Annotated in this window: 18 protein-coding genes; 2 read left to right on the top strand and 16 right to left on the bottom strand. The window is 47.5% G+C overall.

Features of this window, described 5'->3' with window-relative positions; translation table 11 throughout:
• Positions 1-743: 743 nt before the first annotated feature.
• From ACYVD3_RS14690 to ACYVD3_RS14645, 10 genes are all read right to left on the bottom strand, one after another.
• Complete coding sequence (locus ACYVD3_RS14690; RefSeq protein WP_460643234.1) at positions 744-1706, bottom strand: ABC transporter permease; 963 nt, start codon at positions 1704-1706, stop codon at positions 744-746.
• 13 nt (positions 1707-1719) lie between these two features.
• A complete protein-coding gene (locus ACYVD3_RS14685; RefSeq protein ID WP_460643233.1) occupies positions 1720-3240 on the bottom strand; it encodes a sugar ABC transporter ATP-binding protein in 1521 nt (506 codons plus the stop codon).
• Between the two features lie 12 nt (positions 3241-3252).
• Positions 3253-4281 carry an ABC transporter permease gene (locus ACYVD3_RS14680; protein WP_460643232.1) on the bottom strand — a complete coding sequence of 343 codons (1029 nt, stop codon included), beginning with the start codon at positions 4279-4281 and terminating at the stop codon, positions 3253-3255.
• 106 nt (positions 4282-4387) lie between these two features.
• Positions 4388-5518 carry a sugar ABC transporter substrate-binding protein gene (locus tag ACYVD3_RS14675; protein ID WP_460643231.1) on the bottom strand — a complete coding sequence of 377 codons (1131 nt, stop codon included), beginning with the start codon at positions 5516-5518 and terminating at the stop codon, positions 4388-4390.
• Between the two features lie 84 nt (positions 5519-5602).
• Positions 5603-6502 carry an allose kinase gene (gene alsK, locus ACYVD3_RS14670; protein ID WP_460643230.1) on the bottom strand — a complete coding sequence of 300 codons (900 nt, stop codon included), beginning with the start codon at positions 6500-6502 and terminating at the stop codon, positions 5603-5605.
• A gap of 17 nt (positions 6503-6519) precedes the next feature.
• Entirely contained in the window at positions 6520-7494 is a 975-nt protein-coding gene (locus ACYVD3_RS14665) for a ketose-bisphosphate aldolase (RefSeq protein ID WP_460643229.1), read from the bottom strand.
• Positions 7495-7528: 34 nt separating this feature from the next.
• A complete protein-coding gene (locus ACYVD3_RS14660; protein ID WP_460643228.1) occupies positions 7529-8728 on the bottom strand; it encodes a diphosphate--fructose-6-phosphate 1-phosphotransferase in 1200 nt (399 codons plus the stop codon).
• A 26-nt stretch (positions 8729-8754) separates the two neighbouring features.
• A complete protein-coding gene (xylB, locus tag ACYVD3_RS14655) occupies positions 8755-10254 on the bottom strand; it encodes a xylulokinase (protein ID WP_460643227.1) in 1500 nt (499 codons plus the stop codon).
• A 5-nt stretch (positions 10255-10259) separates the two neighbouring features.
• Positions 10260-10649, bottom strand: a complete 390-nt coding sequence (locus tag ACYVD3_RS14650) for a VOC family protein (RefSeq protein ID WP_460643226.1) — start codon at positions 10647-10649, stop codon at positions 10260-10262.
• 13 nt (positions 10650-10662) lie between these two features.
• Positions 10663-11460, bottom strand: coding sequence for a DeoR/GlpR family DNA-binding transcription regulator (locus tag ACYVD3_RS14645; RefSeq protein ID WP_460643225.1), 798 nt, complete (start codon positions 11458-11460; stop codon positions 10663-10665).
• A gap of 222 nt (positions 11461-11682) precedes the next feature.
• Between ACYVD3_RS14645 and ACYVD3_RS14640 the strand changes: the two genes are divergently transcribed.
• On the top strand, positions 11683-12522 hold the full coding sequence (locus ACYVD3_RS14640) for a transketolase (RefSeq protein WP_460643224.1): 840 nt from the start codon (positions 11683-11685) through the stop codon (positions 12520-12522).
• Positions 12523-12526: 4 nt separating this feature from the next.
• On the top strand, positions 12527-13468 hold the full coding sequence (locus ACYVD3_RS14635; protein ID WP_460643223.1) for a transketolase family protein: 942 nt from the start codon (positions 12527-12529) through the stop codon (positions 13466-13468).
• Between the two features lie 121 nt (positions 13469-13589).
• On the opposite strand, the gene ACYVD3_RS14630 is transcribed toward ACYVD3_RS14635, so the two are convergent.
• The 6 genes from ACYVD3_RS14630 to ACYVD3_RS14605 form a co-directional block, all read right to left on the bottom strand.
• Entirely contained in the window at positions 13590-14273 is a 684-nt protein-coding gene (locus ACYVD3_RS14630) for a D-lyxose/D-mannose family sugar isomerase (protein ID WP_460643222.1), read from the bottom strand.
• Between the two features lie 2 nt (positions 14274-14275).
• On the bottom strand, positions 14276-15325 hold the full coding sequence (locus tag ACYVD3_RS14625; protein ID WP_460643221.1) for an aldose 1-epimerase family protein: 1050 nt from the start codon (positions 15323-15325) through the stop codon (positions 14276-14278).
• Between the two features lie 5 nt (positions 15326-15330).
• Complete coding sequence (gene hxlB, locus ACYVD3_RS14620; protein ID WP_460643220.1) at positions 15331-15903, bottom strand: 6-phospho-3-hexuloisomerase; 573 nt, start codon at positions 15901-15903, stop codon at positions 15331-15333.
• A gap of 48 nt (positions 15904-15951) precedes the next feature.
• Positions 15952-16656, bottom strand: a complete 705-nt coding sequence (locus ACYVD3_RS14615; RefSeq protein WP_460643219.1) for a ribulose-phosphate 3-epimerase — start codon at positions 16654-16656, stop codon at positions 15952-15954.
• Positions 16653-17597 carry a carbohydrate kinase family protein gene (locus ACYVD3_RS14610; protein WP_460643218.1) on the bottom strand — a complete coding sequence of 315 codons (945 nt, stop codon included), beginning with the start codon at positions 17595-17597 and terminating at the stop codon, positions 16653-16655. The genes ACYVD3_RS14615 and ACYVD3_RS14610 overlap by 4 nt, the downstream gene beginning before the upstream one ends.
• 172 nt (positions 17598-17769) lie before the next feature.
• Entirely contained in the window at positions 17770-18930 is a 1161-nt protein-coding gene (locus tag ACYVD3_RS14605; RefSeq protein ID WP_460643217.1) for an ROK family protein, read from the bottom strand.
• Positions 18931-19164: the final 234 nt, after the last annotated feature.

Genomic DNA, 19164 nt, shown 5'->3' with positions numbered 1-19164 from the left:
AATCCCCCTGCTTTTTATCTCATCGATATACTCAATCAAGAATAACGGTTAAAAAAATATAAAATCGTTGTATTCTCAAAAAGTAACGATTCCTTTCTAAAATTATACAATAACTATATTAAAATAGCAACTCACGTAAAAAAATTATTTAGTCTTGCTAAAAAAATTTGGCATTAAAGGTTATTTTTCAATTTAGATGTAGTATAATTTGGTTACGGCAACATTTTTGTTTTGGGCAGGATAAATAACAGGGCTTTAATAATTCTCAAACATTTGCCTGCTATAATGAGGACAAAACAATTACCCGGAGGTAATACAATGAAACTCACAGGTGAAATCAATGCGGGTATTGCAACCGCAGTCAGAACAATGGAAGATTCAGCACAGAACGGAAAACTCCACGGGAAGATCCTTGTGGAAGAGAAAAAAACCAAAACTCTCACTGCTGAAATCGGCAGCCTCACTGTACACAGGTTAGATGACGGCGGGCAAATGGCTCCTGAAATTATGGAGCGGTACGGCAAAATCACGGCGGCTCGCGAAGCAATAAAATCGTCTATGGCGGAGAAAACCCAGACGAAAACGGTATGCCCGGAATGCGGGGCAAGATTCAGACGAATCCTGCCCAAACAATGGGCAAAGAGCCTGCAAAACAAAAAAACCGGCGCATATCCGAAGAATCCGGACATGCACCAGACAAAACAACTCTCTTTATTCTGTAAATTCCAGGTTATTCTTAAACACTACTTTATGATCAGATCTCTCCCCTTTGTATCCGAATTCAGGCAGACAGCCGCAATCAGTATAATGCCGATTACAATGTTCTTCCACAGTGGGTTCACTCCCATCATGTTAAGTCCGGATGTAACCCCTGTGATTGTCACAACGCCGATCATGGTACGCAGCACGCTGCCGCGTCCTCCTGCCATAGATGTTCCGCCCAGCGCCACCGAGGCAATGGCTGTCAGAGTGAGTGCATCGCCTACTGTGGGAACTGCTGATTTCAGCTTATATGCGTAGAATGCCCCTGCAAGCGCACTGCAGGCACTGCTCATTACAAATGCCGATATCTGCGCCTTATCCGTGTCAACACCGGCCGGCCTTGCAGCATTTACATTTGCACCAACGGCATAGATGGATTTGCCATACACCGTGTACTGCTGGAATATGTACAGTATCACGATTCCAAGCAATGCAATGATAAACATAACCGGGATTCCTCCCACTTTCTGAGTTGCCCATTTTACCATGAAGCGCTTGTCCATGGGAATGATCTCTGAACCGTTTGGACAACGTGTCAGGGCCACATAGGACCAGAAATTGGTGGTACAAAGGGTAACGATAAAGGATGGAAGCTTGAGCTTTGTTACCAGCAGTCCGTTTAAAAGCCCCATAACCAGTCCCACCGCCACCATGATCGGGATGATCATATTGCCAAACTTTGCAACGTAAATGCCTGTAAGCACACAGGTACAGGATACCATTGCTCCGGCACCCAGGTCAATGCCGCCCGTATAAATCACAAATGAAAGGCCGCCGGCCATGAGAAGCAGGGGTGCTGCCTCAATCATCATGTTCTGCAGGCTGTATGCGCCGATGAAGTTCGGTATTACAATACTGAATATGCCAAATACCAATACAATGCTTATGAGGCACATGTACTTTGAATAATCAGATATACGAAAGCTTTTCTTTTTATTAGCCATGATATGTACCCTCCTACATCATTTGCTGGACAATGTTTAGCTGAAGCGGTTTGCCGCCTACAGGACAATCAAAGGTTCCTCTGATAAGTCCGTCCCGCAGAACAATAATTCTGCTGGAAAGGCCTATACATTCATCCAATGTATCGCCTAACAGTATGATTGAATTGCCTGCTGCGGTCATATCCCTGACCAGATTATATATCTCTTCCTTGGAACCAACGTCCACCCCTCGGGTAGGATGATTCAGAATCAGTATTTCGCATCCGCTTTCAAGAGCTCTTGCAAATACGACCTTCTGGGCATTGCCGCCTGACAACTGGTTGATACGCTCATTGATGGAAAAGCACTTGACGCCCGCTTTCTTTACCCAGCTTTCCGCTACCTGGTGCATTTTCTTTGCAGACAGGAAGCTGTGATTGGACAGGGCGTCCATATGTGAAATAATAATATTGTCTTCAATGGAGAGCAGTCCGATCATGCCCTCATCCCGGCGCTCCTTTGGAACGGACAGGATGCCTTTTTTCCTTGCCGCACACGGATTGGGAAATGTGCATTCCCTGCCTCTGATTTTCACAGTTCCCGCTGTGGGAGATGAGTCACCGATCAGGACGGCACAGATATCCTCCTTGCCTGACCCTTCCACGCCGCACAGGCCCAGCACTTCCCCCTTTTTCAGTTCAAAACTCACATGGTTGAATGCGCCGAACAGGCTTAAATCATTTACCTCAAGAATGACCTCGTCCCCGGGAACGGTCTGCTTGTGCTCCACATAAAACTCTCCGGTGGTGGTCCTGCCCACCATCTTCTCATACAAAAGATTCACATCAGCCCCCTTGGTGGGCATTACCGCTGTTTCCTCTCCATCCTTAAACACATAGATCCTGTCCGTAATCTCAAGCACTTCATCCAGACGGTGGGAAATAAAGATAACCACATTTCCCTGTTCCTTCATATTCCTTACCTGGACAAACAGCTTTTTGATCTCCTCATCCGATAAAACAGTGGTGGGCTCGTCCAGAAGTATGATGGCATGCCCGTTTGCAGCCTCGGTCACCACATCCAGAACCTTTGCAATCTCCACCATCTGACGAGCTGCAAAATCAATATCACGCACCCGTTTTGACGGATCAAGGTCCATATCAATGCGGTTTAAGGCCTGTTTTGCATCCTGGTTCATCTTGTTCCAGTTTACAAACCCGCATTTTGAATATTTCTTTTCCCTGCCTAAATATATATTCTGGGCAATGGTAAGATTTCCCACAAGGGACTGTTCCTGGAACACCATGCCGATTCCCTGATGGTTGGCATCCAGAATAGAGCTTGCTGAGTATGGTTTTCCCATCAGGAACATCTCGCCCATGGAAGGCTTCTCAACGCCGCTGATCAGCTTCATCAGCGTGGATTTGCCTGCTCCGTTTTCACCAATCAGTCCAATTACCTCTCCCCTGTAAACCTGCATATCAATATCGTGGAGAACCGTATTGGCTCCGTATGTCTTGCCAACGCCTTTTGCCTCAAATAACAATTCGCCCATAAGTCCTCCTCCTTACTTTGATATCGTCTTGCGGTTGCGGTTAATGGTAAGTGTAACTGCAACAATGATGATTACGCCCTGGATAACCTTTTTTACATATGGATCCACGCCCATAAGGGTCAGCCAGTTCGCAAGCTCTGTATATATCAAAACTCCGACAAAGGCGGACAATGCGCCTCCTTTGCCGCCGGCCAGTGAACCGCCGCCAATTACGATTGCCGTTACCACTGGAAACATCTGATTCAGACCGATGCTGGATTGTCCTAATTTAAGACGTATGCACTGAAGGATACCTGCCATACCCGCCGTACATCCGCATAAAGCAAATACCTTTATTTTTGTGAGACCAATATTGATTCCCGTAGATGCTGCCGCTGCCTCATTATCTCCTATCGCATATACAGCCCTTCCGAATGCAGTATAGTTCAGAATAAGCGCGCCAACAATAAAAATAACGAATGCGATTATGGTAATATACGGAATACCTATGAATTTCTCCTGTGACAGTACGGTAAAAAGTTCATCCTTAACCTGGATCGGCGTGCCCTGGTAAACCAGTACCGCAACGCCTGTCATAATACTTCCCATTGCATATGTAACAATAAATGATGCGATTCTTGCTTTTACATGGATGATTCCAGTCAAAGCACCGATAAATGTACTGATAAGAATTACGAGTAAAATACCTAAAACTCCAAAATTATTGCTGTTTGAATTGTTAACCACTAAAAATGCTACGAATGATCCTGCAAGCCCCATGACTCCTTCAATGGAAAGGTCAATACTTCCCAGCAATAGGACAAACGTCAAGCCTACGGAGATTACAAGAGGGATTGACATTTGGTACATAATGTTGACTACATTTCCCCAAGTAAAGAAATCTCTCTGGGAAATTGCTCCTATCATTGTCATGATAATTAACAGAATCAGTGGTGCGTATCTCCTAATCTTATCCTTTCTTGCATTATCCTTAACCTTGTAAGCAAACTGCTGGCCCACGGATAATGTAGCTAAAGACTCTTCCCATTTATTCTTCATCATATTATCCCCTTACATCAAATAGTCATTATGGAACAATATTCCCCTTTTTAAGGAAGTGGGTTTGCCGTCGGGCAATCCCACTTCTCAGTTACCTACTTGAGACTCATTACTCCTGGTATTTGTCAATACAGAATGATAAGTCATTGTAATCATACCCAGGATTCTTTGTCTTGATGAACTTGTCAATGATGTCATTGGCATTGTCTTTTGTTACCAGTGTTGTCTTACAGAAAATCAGACGCTCATTGTCAGGAAGAGAGGTCGGGTCCAGCTTGCCAAGAGCTGCCTGGATTGCATAGGAGGCTCCATAGCCGGCGATCATATAGCCGTTGTTTGCATTGGTGATAACCATGTCGCCATCATTAACTGCATTCAGAGCTGCCTCAATGCCGTCACAGCCGCTGACCATAACCTTTCCGTTCAGGCCCTTGTTCTTTAAAGCTTCAACAGCGCCAAGCGCCATTGTATCGTTTGCAGAGTAAACACCCTTTAAATCAGGATATTTAACCAGCCAGCTCTCTGTCAGAGTCATGGCCTCAGACTGGCTCCAGCTTGCTGTCTGGCTGTCAACAACCTTGATGTTCGGATAATCCTTAAGAGCTTCCTCAAATGCTTTGTGTCTGTTGGTAGCGGAGTCATCGCCCAACAGCCCCTGAAGCTCTACAACCTGTCCCTCGCCGCCGATGGATTCAAACAGTGCCTTTGCAGTCGCCTTGCCAATTGCGATATCATCTAACATCAGGCTTGCCACAAAGTGAGGATAATCCTTTGGATACAGGCCGTCCGCCCTGTGTGCCAGGATACTTACATAGTTTCCGGATTCTTCGCAGAGCTCTGCAATGTTGGCTGTGTTGGCTGTGGAAGACGGGTCAACTACAAAAACTGCCTTGTCGCCATACTGCGCAACATAGTCCTTGATTCCCTGAAGCTGCTTGTTGTCATCGCTGTCGCAGGTAAGGATGTCTGCGGATACCCCGAATGCTGCTGCTGCAAGTTTAGCTCCCTCTGCTTCCTGCGCCCAGTACTCATTGTCCATGGAATGGATGCAGATAGCCAGATGATATTCAGAACCTTTTCCGGCTGCTGCGGCTGTGGTTTCCTCTTTCGCCGCCTCTGTGGCTGCAGTTGCAGTCTCTGCCGGTGCCGCTTTGGTTTCCGCGGATTTGCTGGAGCATCCAGCCAGTGCTGATACTGCAAGTGTGCCTGCCATTAATGCTGCCATCATTCTTTTTTTCATATTACTTCCTCCTTCTACTTTATGATAGTTTTTTTATACATAAATGCCATCCTGCTTTCGTGGCATCCTGTATTTTCCTTTCAGTCATCCGCCCATACGGTTGGATGCATTGATTGCCGCCCCTATGATGCCTGCCTCCTGATCTCCCAAAGCCCTGATAAAGCTGACTGACTCCCTTGGATAGGGAATCCTTAAGTTCTCCCTTACGGTCTTCTCAAAATACCCCATGGGAAACCCCTTCATCTCCACAACACCTCCGCCCAGCACCACATACCTGGGATCCAGTATAGTGATTTCAGTTGCAGTTGCAATGGCACATGCATGGACAACAGCCATCACGTCTTCCTCTTTCCCATATCTCTCAAAAATCTCAGACACAGAACAATGGTATTTCTCCTCTGCCAGCCAGTACAGGGTCTTTCCGCTGGCCTTCAGTTCAATACAGCCGTTCTTGCCGCAGCCGCAGGCTTTTGTATACCCGAGAACCGGTATATGGCCAAGCTCGCAGGCAGAACCGGAACTTCCAATATAGACTTTTCCGTCAATACACATGGCATTGCCCAGCCCGGTGCCGATGAAAACACCTGTAATAATCCCCCTGCTGTCTATACGCCCCTTCCATATCTCATAGAGAAGAGCTGTATTCACGTCCCTTTCCATGAAAACCGGAAGGCCTGTCCTTGCACCAAGGATTTCCACCAGGGAAATGTTGTTAAAGCCTTTTATGTTGGGCGAATTATAATTAACGGTCCGTTCCCTGTTCATAAGGGAAGCCAGAGAAAGGGTCATACACAGGAAATGCTCCTGTCCGAACTGCTCTATATAAGGCTTTATAAGACCTTCTATATATCCGCCCTTGTCCTCTGCATCAGAAAGGTATCTGCTGGGTTCCTTTTTAAAATCCAGCACCCGGAACTGCTCATCCACCACCCCGTATCTGAGATTGGTTCCGCCTATTTCCATTGATAAATAATATTGCGCCATCTTTATCATTCCTGTCGTTATGCTTTGTTTGCGCTGCCCATTACGTCGATCTTGTGAAGATAGATTTCCTTTAACATGCTGCGGTTTTTCAGTGTAAATACCCTGCTGTCAATGGCTCCCGGATTTTCCGCCAGGATCTTTCTTGTATTTGCCAGTGCGCTGATCCATCCGTCCGTGGCAATGTTCACCTTGCACACACCCATCCCGGCAGCCTTTGTAATCTGCTCCTCAGGTATGCCTGCCACTGACTCAATGCGGCCGCCGTATGTATTGATCATTTCCACAAATCTTGGTTCAATGGCGGAGGCACCGTGGAGGACAATGGGGAATTCCGGCACCCTGCGCATCACCTCCTCCAGGATATCATAACGCAGTTCAGGAAGCGTACCGTCCGGGTTGGGTTTGATCTTTACCAGGCCATGGCAGGTGCCAATGGATATTGCCAGGCTGTCGCATCCTGTTTCCCTTACAAACTCCTCCACCTTTTCAGGGTCCGTATACAGGCTTTCATGATGCCCTTCCCCGCCAATTTCCTCTGCGCCGGAAAGCACTCCCAGCTCCGCTTCCACCGTAATGCCGTGTCTATGGGCATAATCCACAGTTTTCCTGGTAAGGGCCACATTTTCCTCAAATAAAAGCGCGCTGCCGTCTATCATAATGGAAGAAAATCCAAATTCCACTGCATTCACGCACTGTTCAAATGTCATTCCGTGATCCAGGTGCAGGGCAACGGGAATCTCCTGTCCCTGATTACGGATGCGGTCAATGCCTGACTGGGTTATCCTGGCCAGCATCTCATACCCCAACTGTTTGTGCAGGTTTGGGGATGCCAGCAAAATAACAGGCGAGCATTTTTCCATCACCGCGTCAATGATTGCATTAAACTGTTCCATGGATATGAAGTTAAATGCAGGCACTGCATAGCCTTCTTCATATGCCTTTTTGAACATCTCTTTTGTGTTTACCTCTCCAAGTTCCGTATAATGATACATGCCGCTACCTCCGCATTGTATTGTTTCATCCCTGTCAGATATACCGTTTGTTTAATACCGTGTATTTTGGAAGCTTTCCTATTAATGGAAGGATATAGTCCAGGAACTCTTCCCTGATATAATCCTGTGTTTCGTTGACATAGGACAGTGGAAAGCAATTGTCTTCCTCTGCCACTTTCTCCAGGCTGGCCAGCCCATATACGGCTTCATACCGCCTGCCTTGACCGCGATTTATTGTGACCATCTTAAGGGATTGGCCGCTGACGGCAGCTTTCACGGCCCGCCTTCCCAATTCCTCAGCTTCTTCCCTGTCAATATCCGATGCGTCATGGGCTCCACATCTTTGCATAAGCCCCAGGTCAATGCCCCGGATCTTGCAGTCGAAATGGTTTCTCAGCAGTTGGTTTAAGTATGGGGTAATGCCACCCATGTTCTTCTGCATGTCCATGCTCCTGTTCACGGAAATATCCTCGAACAGAAACCGTCCGTCCCCTGTCCTGACTCCCTCTGCAACCACTGCAAAGCACTTGCCCTTTTTCTCCAGTACGCGCCTTACATCCTCTATGAATTTCTTCTGGTCAAATACCAGTTCCGGAACATAAATCAGGTCAGGCCCCAGATCAATCTCTCCGGCTGCTATGGATGCTGCTGCCAGGAACCCCGTATTACGTCCCATGACCTCGGTAAACATGATCAGTTCCGTATCATAGGTCATCATATCCCTGGCCAGTTCTGACACTGTAATTGCCACATGCCTGGCCGCTGAAGGGAATCCGGGTGCATGGTCAATACAGGAAATGTCATTGTCCACTGTCTTGGGCACCACAATCAGCTTAAAACCATAGTTCTGTGATTCCAGAAACCGGCCCAGCCTGAGGCTGGCTCTGACAGAACCATTGCCCCCATTAATGAAAATATACCGGATGTTCAGGGTTTTCAGCGTCCTTAACACTTTCCTGTAATCCTTTTGTTCCGGGTCATTCTCATCTATTTCATACCTGCAGGATCCGAAAATCATGGAAGGTGTGACTGTCAGCAGGATCTCGTCTGTCATCTCATCCGAAATATCAAATATCTTTCGTTCAATAACCCCCATAATTCCATGTTCTGAAGCATATATCCTGTCAATCCCAGGATGCTTTCTGCACTCATCAATTACACCGTAGGCAGATGTGTTGATGACTGCTGTCGGTCCCCCTGACTGGATATATAGTGCATTCGCCTTGTTATCCATCCTTTTTTTATTCCTCTGCAATGTCATTATGATTCAGTCTGAAGTCTGGGATACAAATCTCTTACCCTCAGATAAAGCTCTTTAAATATCTCCTGTTGCTGCCTGTAGCGCTTTACATTCTCAGCCACAGGCTCCACAGGGCTGTCGTTGATTTTTACAATGGCACTGCACGCTTCCTTTACATCCCTGTACATGCCGCATCCCACAGCAGCCAGTATGGCAGCGCCCTGGCATGCCTCTTCCTCCGTCTCTGTTGTATATACCGGCATCTCCAGGATATCTGCCTGGATCTGCTTCCATGTGATCCCCTTTGCAGCTCCTCCGGATGCAATCAGTTTTGTCCTCCTGATTCCCATCTCATCCAGAACAACTTCACATTCCTTTAAGTTAAACATGACCCCTTCCATGGTTGCCCGGATTATGTGGCTCTGTTCATGCTTCATCCCCATTCCAAAGTAAACTCCCTTTGCATAAGGATCCATGAACGGCGTGCGCTCTCCCGCCAGATATGGGATACACAGCAAACCTTCTGCACCGGCAGGCGCCAGAGCTGCCTCTGCATCCAGTTGGGCATAGGACCTTTCATCCCTCAGTATCTTTTTCTTTAACCAGCCAAGGGTGCTGCCTCCATTCAAGGCGCCTCCCTGGACATACCAACTTTCCGGCTCCGTATGGCACCATGTCTGCAGACGCATCTGCCTGTCATATACAGGAGCTTTCACAACGGCTGCGATCTGGGATGCTGTGCCGATATTGCAGGCCATGATCCCTTCCTCAATCACCCCGTTGCCCGTAAGCTGCGCGGAGGAATCCCCTGCCCCGAACACCACCCTGGTATTCTCTGACAGGCCTGTTTCCCTGGACGCTGCCGCCCATACACGGCCGGCTACCTGGGAGCTTTCCCCAACCTCAGGCCATATATCGTCCTTTAATCCGACCCGATGGATCAGTTCCCTGCACCAGCACCTGTCCTTAACGGAAAATGCCAGTGTTGCGCAGGCATCCGAGTAATCAGAACCAATGGTCCCTGTCAGCCTGTACCGTATGTAATCCTTTGGAAGCATGACCCGGTGGATCTTTTCATAAACTTCAGGCCGGTTCTTCTTAAGCCACAGCAGGGAACAGATCATCATCCCAGCTCCTGGCTGGTTTAAAAGCTCTGTCTCCAAAAGTTCCGCAGCCAGCGCCTTGATCTCCTCAGTCTCTTTTGCAGACCTCTGATCCATCCATATTATGGCGGGAGCCACAGGCTTTTCATCCCGGTCAAAGGCTACCAGGCCGTGCATCTGGCCGGAAAGGCCAATGCCGGACAATTCCTCAGGCCGTATTCCGGATCCAGTAACTGCCTCCCGTATTGCCCGGGCCGTGCAGTCCCACCATATTTGTGGATCCTGCTCAGCATATGACATCTTCGGGGTCATCACATCATACCCCTCATGGCTTACTGCCAGGGTCTTCCCATCCTGATTCATAATCAGCACCTTTACGCTTGAAGTCCCCAGATCAATTCCAGCTAAATATCCCATATTGCTCACCTTTGAATAATTTCAATCTCAACACCATTAGGGTCTGTTACCAGCATTGTACTGCATCCCAACTGTTTCACATAGGAAGGAGCTTTTCCTACAAATACGCTGTTCTTAAGGCATGTCCCGTATACCTGGTCAAGCTGGTCTGTCACCAGGCAGAAATGCCTGTAAATTCCAACATCTGTTACCTTAATCTCCCCGGGAACTGCCTTGTCCTCATAATCAATCAGCTCCAGACGCACTCCCTGAGGAAGCTCATAGTAGGTAAGGGTATGGTCACCCATATGGATGAATCCAGCCTCCTTAAGCCCCAGCATCCGGTGGTAAAACTCCTTTGTCTTCTCCAAATCCTTTACATTGACAGTTATATGATCCAGTCCTGTTATTCCCATAAGAAATTCCTTTCTACTGGGCCAGAATAATATCCGTCATGGCCTCAATGGAATCGTAATCTTCTTTTTCAATATCCGGATCCACAATCAGTCCGTTTATATCTCCCATGTCTGCAATCTGAGCAAATGTTACAGTTCCCAGCTTGCTGCTGTCACCCATGAGATAGGATGCGCAGCACACATCCAGGATCTCCCGTATGCTTCTGGCTGTCTCAAAATCAGGGGCCGTAATTCCGCGCTCAGCGCTGAACCCGTTACAGGAAAAGAATCCCTTGTCTATGTTAATCATGCTCAGGAACTCGTTCCTGGTGGGAAGCGTGGTATAATGGTATCCCCTTCTGACCATACCGCCCAGTATATAGACGTTAAAATCCGTATGATCTTCCAGCCACACCGCATTGCGGATATCATTGACAACTACGGTCAAGTTCTTTTTCTCTGGAAGCAGTTTCACCAGCTCAAATGTGGTGGTACCTGTAGTTACTGCAATAATGTCGCCGTCATCAATCAGCTCCAGCGCCGCTCTTGCTATGGCCTTTTTCTGAGACATCATCTGTGTTTCCTTGTCCGTGGGAGAAAGCTCCCTTCCCATCTTTGAATTCATAATGGCCCCGCCGTGGGTCCTGGTAATCAGCTTTTTGCTCTCCAGTTGCTTTAAATCATTTCTTATGGTGGAAGCGGAAACCCCGAAAATCTCACACAGCACAGGCACAACTGCCTTTCCATTGGCATTGATGGTTTCTATTATTTTTTGTTGGCGTTCTTCGGCGAATAAATTTTTTCCCGGAACATTTGTAGTCATTTCATCCATTATCATCACCCTTTCTCAAAATAATTATAGCAATAATCACAAATAATTGCAATATGTAATTATTATTTTTTTGTGTTTATTGTTGTTTATATTCTCTTTTATTGTTATTTACTATTGTTTTTCTTGACAAAACTATATTTTATGCTAACATTCTAAGTAGGATTGTTTTTATCCAAATACAGTTTTTCACGTAATATTTACATATAAAAGGAGGGTGTATGAATGGTTACCATGTATCAAAACTCTGTTGATCTGCAAAAATTTGCGGACCGCATCAGGTATTGTTCAATCAAATCCATGTACGCCAGCAAAGGCGGACACGTTGGCGGGGTCCTTTCCCTGTGTGAACTCATGGCTGTCCTATATGGAAAAATCATGAACTACAAGCCGGAGGATCCCCGTTGGGAAGACCGTGACAAGGTGGTCCTTTCAAAAGGCCACTGCGGACCTGTGCTCTATTCTGCCCTTGCGCTCTCCGGCTTTTTTCCGGAGCAGGAGCTTCTGACCTCGAATCAGAATGGAGGGCATCTGCCAAGCCACTGTGATATGAACAAAACCACGGGCGTTGACATGACCACCGGTTCCCTTGGTCAGGGCGCTTCCACTGCCGCAGGCATGGCGTTGGGTAAAAAAATGCTTGGCCGTCAGGGCAATGTTTTTCTGATTCTGGGTGATGGGGAGCTGAATGAAGGCCAGGTATGGGAGATGACCATGTTTGCAAAGCAGCACAATCTTGATAATCTGATTACTTATGTTGACTGGAATCATCAGCAGTTGGACGGCTACACGGCCGGCATCTGTGATCTTGGAAATATCGAGAATCTATTTAAAGCCTTTGGTTTTGACGCTGTCACTGTGAACGGGCATGACGTAGATGCCATTGAGGCAGCCACCATGAACGCCCTGGAATCCAGAAACGGAGTCCCCAAGTGTATCGTCCTGGACACAGTCAAGGGAAAAGGCTGGAGTCTTACGGAAGGCAAAACAGGAATTCATCACATCGCAATCACAGATGAAATGATGGCTGAAGCTGAAAAGGAATTTGCCGGAAAGGAGCTGTAACTCAATGAAACAATATGCTACTGATATGAGAACCGCTTTGGCGGATACTTTAATTGAATTGGAACAGACCAATGACAGGATATTATGGCTGGACGCTGACCTGATGACATCCTCCGGTATGAATAAATTCAAGGAAGCATATCCTTATAAGACCATTAACTGCGGAATCCAGGAAGCCAATATGTTCGGCGTGGCAGCCGGACTTTCCGAGGAAGGCTTCATCCCCTTTGTCCATTCCTTTGGCGCTTTTGTCAGCCGCCGTATTGCGGACCAGATTTTCATGTCCGGAATCTATGCGCGCCAGAATGTCCGCATTGTGGGAAGCGACCCCGGCATATCGGCCGGCTCCAACGGAGGCACCCACATCAGCCTGGAAGATATAGGTATTTTAAGAACGCTTCCCGGGACCGTGATTCTGGAACCATGTGATCCTGTACAGCTTAAGTCCGTGATTGCCCAGACAACAGAGAGAAAGGGCATTTTTTATCTGCGTCTCATGAGAAAGACAAAGGACCAGTTTTACCAGGAGGGCACACAATTCACAATCGGGCAGGCTTCCACCCTCAGAGATGGCCATGACCTGACCATCATCACATGCGGAACCATCTGCATAAAGGAAGCTCTGAAAGCGTCCGAAGACCTGGAGGCAGAGGGCATACATGTAAGAATCATTGACATGTTCACCATCAAGCCCCTTGACAGGGATGCTGTCATAAAGGCTGCTTCTGAAACAAAGGCAATCATCACACTGGAAAACCACAATATCTACAACGGCCTTGGGTCCGCTGTGGCAGAAGTCATTGCTGAAAAAGGAATCCGTATCCCGTTCAGGCGCCTGGGTGCCCCGGACACAGTGGGCGAGGTGGGTACAGCCGATTATCTGCTGGACAAATTTGGCATGAATGCCGAAGCTGTTTTCGCAACAGCCAGAAACCTTTTATTCTGAACCGTCTTCCCGGTTGATTCTTTGAGTCAACATTATCCCTAATGAAAATGCTGCAGGTTTCCCTCCTGCGGCATTTTCTCATATCCGGAACATACTGCTTAAATCATACGTATCCGGATCATCAGTCCTTTGCTGCAGGATATTCATTGCAAAGCAGCCGGTATGGTGCTTCGTCCTCTTCTATGATGGGAAATCTTCCCAATGGGTTTAAAAAACGGTTGTCCGTATTGTCATCATTGCACATGGAAACCTCTCCAATGAGCACCGGCCCTCCCTCCGGAATCACGAACTCATGGTACAGGTAAGGATAGAGGGTAAGGCTCTCTCCCGGATGAAGGATTACCTTGGTTCCTGCCGGCATGGTGTACTGCCTTCCGTCCTGGCAGATCATTACGTCTGTACCAGCCAGTTGTTCTGTCGCCTGGTCCGCATTGTAAAGGGTGAATTCAATGTCATTGCCGCCCCGGTTAATAATGTCCTCCATCTTACCCCAGTGGAAATGCATGGGGGAAACCTGGCCGGAATCACACATAATGATTTTTTCCGCATATGGTTTCTTATACTTTGGATTATGTACATTGCCGTTGCGAATGGTGATCAAAGCCAGGCCCAGCTTGTCAAAATTACCCTCGCCGTAATCCGTCACATCCCAGCCAAGCATATTGTCCCGGATCTCGTCATACTCATGATCCTTTGTCTTCCACTCCTCCGGTGTAAAACGCAAATAAGCAGGAAGCTCAAAACAATGCTCCTTCATAAGAGCTTCAAATTTTTTAATGACTGCATTGATTTCTGACCGTTTCATGATTAATCTCCTCTTATTTTTAAGATTCGTTCCCGGCAGCGTTCAATCTCCTCTGCCCCCTCTAGTACCGTAAATGTAAGACGGTTTACTTCCTTCTCAAAGGGCTGTAAATAGTGGACCATTTGGTGCTCGATATGATATATTTTTCCGTAAACACTGGAATTGGACGGCTCCAGCCCCAACACATAATCACCGCTGGCCGCAGACTTCCACTCCATGAAATACGGCAGATTCCTTTTGTTAAACTCCAGACACAGAGCTAGCTGCCTGCTGTGGTTTACAACCATGGCCATGGTGTTCCCGTCCTTGTCCTGGGCCATATCATGGATAAATACATACTCCTGTTCATTGGGTTTTGGCTCATCCATAAGGTTCCATCTGTCTTTATGCCGTCCGGAAAGTTCCTCTCTGCCTGTCACCCCCATGGTGGGCAGGACCAATTCACAGGTCTCATCCAAAAACGGGTACCCCATATTGCAGTGGTATAAAAGCATCAGCGGTTCCGGGCGGAACGCCTGGTTCTCAATTTCATCCGTAACCTGAATGGAATTTGATCCAAGCCTTGTCTCTATGGTCCTTCTTAGCACCATGTTTTCCCCGAACAGCTCTGCTTCCCTCATCTCGCCCCTGACAGAAATCACATAGTCATCCCCGTCAAAACAGGCGTCAGCGCCCGTGTGCTCTGCCGGCGTGGTTCGCATCCTGCCATGCATGGGATAATCCTTTCCGTCCACGCTGCAGGGGGCGCAGATGTTTTCCAGTCCGCAGGTAAAGAACAGTCCGCCCATAATGCTCCGCTGTGCTTCCTGTCCATTGGTGTCAAAGTGATTCCTGCCCTCCAGGCCGGGCTTTGCCAAAAAGGTCATGTTCATGCCCTTGTACGAAAAATCCGATATGTCCAGGCTTTTGTCAGCCATTACATGAAACGCCAGATCCCCTGACTTGACCTCCCAGGCATTCATGTGTTCTGACCTGCCTTCCTTATATACAACAGGCCTTACATAGGCCAACTGCTGCATGCTGCCCGCATATTTCATCCATTCTTTTTTCATATGTCCTACTCCAAGTTCGCATGAAATTTCCATAGACTTTTCATATCTATGTTCTTTTTGTCAATGATCATCTTTGCCACGGTATCTCCCAGTATTAAAAGGCTCTGCTCAAACAGTGAGGTCATGGGCTGGACCGAATCAATCTCATCCTCCAGATAGTTCTTTGTCCGCACCGGTATGCGCACCATGAACTCAGCCACATCCTTCATCTCACTGCTGGGATTGGAGCCAATGTGCACTACCCTGGCGCCTGCTGCCTTTGCCTTTTTTGCAATCCCCAACGGGAACAGGGTAGATCCGCTTCCGGAACCCACAATCAGAAGGTCTTCCTGTGTAATGGCCGGCTCCGTGATCTCGCCCACATAGTGTGCCCTGATGCCCAGGTGGGCCAGCCTTTTGGCAATGGACTGGAGAGACAGAAGCACTCTGCCGGCTCCCACAAAGAACACCTGATCTGCCTCCAGTATGGCATTTACCAGCTTTTCCACTGCGTCCGGATCCACGCTGCCAAGAGCAGTTTCCAGCTCCTTTAACACTGTGCAATATGTATTTTTATATCCATCACTGTAATATCCCATGTTATCACCCCTTGCGTTTTATCTGCTTTCAGTTCTCCGTGCCCACCCCTATATGCGTGCATTCAGTTTCGCTGCAAGTCCGTTCACGGTTCTCAGACTTCCCAACAGATCGCCTTTTTTGATACAGGTACTTCCTGCCACAAATATATTGGCAATGCCGGTTCCGTAATCCTCTATATTCTTTGGTGAAATCCTGCCGTCCAAAATGATCTTTGTATCCAGGCCCCTGTCATTGATCATCTTTCTTAAATCCCTGATTTTTCGGTCCGCATATGATACCTGGGCTTCTCCCCCACACTGGGCAAACCCGGGATTGATCAGCATAAGGAGGACTGCATCGCACTTATCCAGAACATAATCCAGTGTATCCAGGGAAGTGGCCGGCTTCAGTGCAACACCGGCGCGCACTCCTTTGCTGTGTATATAGTTCAGAAGGCCGTCCACATGCTCTGCTGTTTCAATATGGAATACGATCTGTGAAACTCCGCATTCCAGAAGCTCATCCACAAAATACTGGGGATCCGTGGTCATGACATGAGCCTCAAACTCCAGTTCTGTCTTTTTCCTGAGCTGCTTTACTGATTCAAGCCCCAAAGGCATACTTGGGCTGAAATGCCCGTCCAGTATGTCTACGTGAAGCATCTGTATTCCACTTTCCTGCACCATGTCAGCCTGCTGCTCCAGATTACATAAGTCAAGGCAGATCAGGGATGGGGAAATGATGCAGGATTGATTCCATATCTCTTTGCTCATCTGATTTCCTCCAAATATTTCTCTATTCTTGCTCTGGTGGGAAGGGATGCGATTGCACCCTTTGACTGGATGCACAGGGACCCGCCCACATTACCGTACCTCATGGCGTCCTTAAGAAGCTCTTCTCTGAAAACATCTGCATGGTCAGCTCCCTGAATCAAAAGCCTTGAAAGGAAGCCGCCGAAAAAGGCATCCCCTGCTCCTGTGGTATCCACAATCTGTTCCGCCTTCATTCCCTTTACCCCAAAGGATGTACCCTCAAAGAAGCATTCCGCCCCCTTTGCGCCCAGGGTTTCGATCACCACAGCAACATGGTTCTCCTCCATGACCTTATGTATGTTCTCCCTTCCTCCGATCATGTCCACCTCTTCCTCAGAAATCTTGAGAATGTCCACATAGGGAAGAATTTTCATAACCATATCCGCAGCAGCCTGCCTGTCATCATCCCACATCAGGTTCCTGTAATTTACATCAAAGCTTACCAGTTTACCCAGCTCATGGCCTTTTTTCAGTGCATATACCGTGGCCTCCCTGGCCTCCCCCTTGGACAGGGCACAGGAACCGCTGTAGATAACCCTGCATTGCTCCAGATATTCCTGAGAAATGTCCGAAACCTTAAGGAACATATCAGCTCCCGGTTTTCTGGCAAAGGTAAAGCTTCTCTCCCCTTCGGGAGTAAGGGACACAAATGCCATGGTAGTCACTGCTTCCCGGCAAAGCTCAGGGCTTAGGGGGACCACCTGGTTGTCCTCCAGGGTCCGGATCAGAAAACGGCCAAAATCGTCATCTCCCACCTTACAGAAAATCCCGGCTGACAGCCCGTTTCTGGAAACTGCAATCGCCACATTGGCAGGTGCGCCTCCGGGATTGCGGATGTAACTGCCCTCCTCTGTGCCGGGGATGAAATCAATCACCATCTCCCCAATCGTAATTATATCCACAGCATCATCTCCTTTTCCTATTATTTGTTCACATTCTGATTAACTTCATCATAAACCCTCCAATTAGTAAAGTCAATATACTAATTGGATATTCGTATATAATTTATAGTTTTTATTTTCTACGTTTGTGCATATTGTATATTTCATAATATCTATTTACGGTTATCCACACTCAGTCCAGAAGAAGCTTCCCTTCATACACATTGCTGAGCACATTGCAGACAGCTCCTAACAACTGGGAATCCTCCCCAAAATATGCCTTTTTAACCTGCGTCCTGCTTCTGTCCTTTGCAAACTTGTACTCATTGATTCTGTCCTCCAGCCGCTTTACATATTTTTCAGGCAGATGCACCCCGTCATATCCAAGGAGAATCAGGTCAAGATTCAGCAGATTGATTGTGCTGACCAAGGCAGACGCCACTTTTTCCGTTACATCCTCAAATATTTCACTTATCCTGTCATCTTCCTTCATGCGGCAAAATTCCTCAAAACTCAGGGGCAGTTCCACTGCCTTTCTTAATCGGCCCTGAATCTCATCCGTATTCACATAAAGCTCCAGGCATCCGCAGTTGCCGCAAATGCATCTTTTCCCTTTGTAGTCAATGCTCACATGGCCGATCTCAGGCGCCAGCTTCCGTGAATCCACATACAGCATGCTGTTCTTTACAATGCCGCATCCCACGCCTCTTGCCATTCCAAGAAGCATAAAGCTGTCCCGGTTTTTTCCATTTCCGTAGAGCAGCTCCGCAAGAGCCGCGCTCTGATTGTCATGATCCATGAAAACAGGCAGGGAATACCGGTCTTCCAGAAGGCCTGCAACGGGTATATCGTGAATGCCAAAAAAATAAGGAGGATTCAGTATTAGTCCCCGGTCAAAATCAATGGGGCCAATGCTGGAAATGCCGATACCCAGTATATTTTTCTCATATGCAAGCATGGCTTCCACCAGACTGTAAATAATGGCAATCAGTTTCTTTTTTTCCGGCTGGTCCAGTTTAACGGTCTTCCTATGCAGTACATTCAGATAAAAATCACAGAGCACGGCCTCGCACCGGTCCCTCAGGACCAGGATACCGATGGTTTTGGGAGCGTTTCCCGGAATTCTTAAACTAATAGGGTTCCTGCCCACCCCGTCAATCGGATCCACGCCGCCCTCCCGCAAAAGCCCCTTGTCCGACAGCTCTGTCACCATATTGGAGATAGCCATTTTTGTCATCCCCATATGAGCCACCAGTTCCACCCGATTGTTGCAGGTGCCTGTGGCTATGAGTTTAAGTATCTGACCCCTGTTATGCTTTTTGACATCAATGCGCTTTGTTCCTAATGTTTTCATTGTATTGTTTCCTGCACCTTTCGTTTATAAGTATGTGATTGATTTATATTTGCCCTGCCTTTTCCACGGCAATGATTACGCACCCGCAGCAGTAAGCAAAATCCCAAAACCATCAGCCCGGCTTTATGCGTCTAAACACTGCATTAACAAGTTCCATACACAGGAAAAATCCCAGCAAATATAGCACTCACGATCCGTCACCCCATCTGCCGTCAATGGCCTGGCTTCATTAAT

This window comes from Lacrimispora brassicae, from assembly GCF_054772055.1.
This window is presented reverse-complemented; position numbering and strand designations above follow the sequence as displayed.

Coding starts and splice junctions, on each gene's coding strand:
- ACYVD3_RS14645 (WP_460643225.1), bottom strand. CDS start 11,460: ATGGATGAAATGACTACAAATGTTCCGGGAAAAAATTTATTCGCCGAA.
- ACYVD3_RS14675 (WP_460643231.1), bottom strand. CDS start 5,518: ATGAAAAAAAGAATGATGGCAGCATTAATGGCAGGCACACTTGCAGTA.
- alsK (WP_460643230.1), bottom strand. CDS start 6,502: ATGGCGCAATATTATTTATCAATGGAAATAGGCGGAACCAATCTCAGA.
- ACYVD3_RS14665 (WP_460643229.1), bottom strand. CDS start 7,494: ATGTATCATTATACGGAACTTGGAGAGGTAAACACAAAAGAGATGTTC.
- ACYVD3_RS14685 (WP_460643233.1), bottom strand. CDS start 3,240: ATGGGCGAATTGTTATTTGAGGCAAAAGGCGTTGGCAAGACATACGGA.
- ACYVD3_RS14615 (WP_460643219.1), bottom strand. CDS start 16,656: ATGAGCAAAGAGATATGGAATCAATCCTGCATCATTTCCCCATCCCTG.
- ACYVD3_RS14635 (WP_460643223.1), top strand. CDS start 12,527: ATGAAACAATATGCTACTGATATGAGAACCGCTTTGGCGGATACTTTA.
- ACYVD3_RS14690 (WP_460643234.1), bottom strand. CDS start 1,706: ATGGCTAATAAAAAGAAAAGCTTTCGTATATCTGATTATTCAAAGTAC.
- ACYVD3_RS14640 (WP_460643224.1), top strand. CDS start 11,683: ATGGTTACCATGTATCAAAACTCTGTTGATCTGCAAAAATTTGCGGAC.
- ACYVD3_RS14660 (WP_460643228.1), bottom strand. CDS start 8,728: ATGGATAACAAGGCGAATGCACTATATATCCAGTCAGGGGGACCGACA.
- ACYVD3_RS14625 (WP_460643221.1), bottom strand. CDS start 15,325: ATGAAAAAAGAATGGATGAAATATGCGGGCAGCATGCAGCAGTTGGCC.
- ACYVD3_RS14630 (WP_460643222.1), bottom strand. CDS start 14,273: ATGAAACGGTCAGAAATCAATGCAGTCATTAAAAAATTTGAAGCTCTT.
- ACYVD3_RS14650 (WP_460643226.1), bottom strand. CDS start 10,649: ATGGGAATAACAGGACTGGATCATATAACTGTCAATGTAAAGGATTTG.
- ACYVD3_RS14605 (WP_460643217.1), bottom strand. CDS start 18,930: ATGAAAACATTAGGAACAAAGCGCATTGATGTCAAAAAGCATAACAGG.
- xylB (WP_460643227.1), bottom strand. CDS start 10,254: ATGGGATATTTAGCTGGAATTGATCTGGGGACTTCAAGCGTAAAGGTG.
- hxlB (WP_460643220.1), bottom strand. CDS start 15,903: ATGGGATATTACAGTGATGGATATAAAAATACATATTGCACAGTGTTA.
- ACYVD3_RS14680 (WP_460643232.1), bottom strand. CDS start 4,281: ATGATGAAGAATAAATGGGAAGAGTCTTTAGCTACATTATCCGTGGGC.